Annotated in this window: 1 protein-coding gene; it reads left to right on the forward strand. The window is 64.4% G+C overall.

Annotated features, from left to right (window positions below; all coding sequences use genetic code 11):
- The first annotated feature begins 513 nt into the window (after window positions 1–513).
- Window positions 514–1,134 carry a hypothetical protein gene (locus ACFWMR_RS18815; RefSeq protein WP_378379264.1) on the forward strand — a complete coding sequence of 207 codons (621 nt, stop codon included), beginning with the start codon at window positions 514–516 and terminating at the stop codon, window positions 1,132–1,134.
- Window positions 1,135–1,188: the final 54 nt, after the last annotated feature.

The raw sequence follows: 1,188 nt of genomic DNA on the forward strand, positions 1-1,188 counted from the left end.
GTGACGTTAGAACGTCACTTACCACTCACGACCACCCCGACCGAGTTATCCACAGCCACCCCTCCTCTCAGCTCTGTTATCCACAGATTCGCTCCTAGCTCTCCACAGTGGCGGTTCAGCGGCGATCGTCGAAGGGTGCCCACCCACAAACGCTGGTCCGAGGAGTCGATCCCGGCCGAACAACGCCCGAGCTGGCCAGTCCTTCTGCGTGAACAACAGGGAATCGTTTCGAGAAACCAACTACGCGCCTACGGCCACACCATGTCGGACATCAGGGCAAATCTCTCAGGCGGCCGCTGGCAGCGAGTTCTCCCGCGCGTTTACTCGACGTTCACCGGTGAGTTGTCGCGTTCGGCGAAGATCCACGCCGCACTGCTCTACGGGAGCGGTCACGCCGTCTTGAGCCATCGCACGGCCGCGGAAGAATGGAAAATTCTCCCGATCATCGAGGGACCTGTGGAAATCACAGTCCCTTACACTTTCTCGGCCATCTCGCAGACACCTGTGGTCATAGTGCACAGATCCCGTGCACTGCCTCATATCGCCGCCGGAACGAATCCACCGCGGACCAGGATCACGGACACGATTCTCGACCTCGCCACCGCGCAGCGGACACCGCGGCAGGCGACGAACGTCATCGTCGATCTGCTCGGCCGGACCAGGGTCTCGGTCGCGACCATGCAAGCGTGCGTACTCGTCCGGCCACCGTTCCGCTATCGGCCCGCCATCCGATACGGCCTCGCGCTCGTCGGCGGTGGACTCATGTCGGCGCTCGAAGTGGCCTACAAAGAGGACGTCGAGGACGGGCACGGCCTACCGCGCGGAAGTCGGCAGACACCCATCGAGGTGGACGGCAAGAAACTTTGGGAGGACGTCACCTACGACGCACAGGGCGCCGCGGTGACGGTCCGGCTGGACGGCCGCGCGACCCATGCCACGCCCGGCGTCGCCTTCCGAGACCGTCGCCGCGACAACGCCGCAGAGCTGGCAGGGCGAGCACGACTCGTCTACGGCTGGCAGGACGTCCGAGACTCGCCGTGCCTCGTCGCCACCGAGGTTCGGACCATCCTGGTCCGCGAGGGCTGGGACCCGACAGGTGCGCGAGCGGGGACGTGCCGGAGGTGCGGAGGGTGAAGGTGAGTGGTCGGTACAGGTGGTCGTGAGTGGTAAGTGACGTTAGAACGTCAC

The organism is Amycolatopsis thailandensis (genome assembly GCF_042723255.1).
Classification (GTDB): Bacteria; Actinomycetota; Actinomycetes; order Mycobacteriales; family Pseudonocardiaceae; genus Amycolatopsis; species Amycolatopsis thailandensis.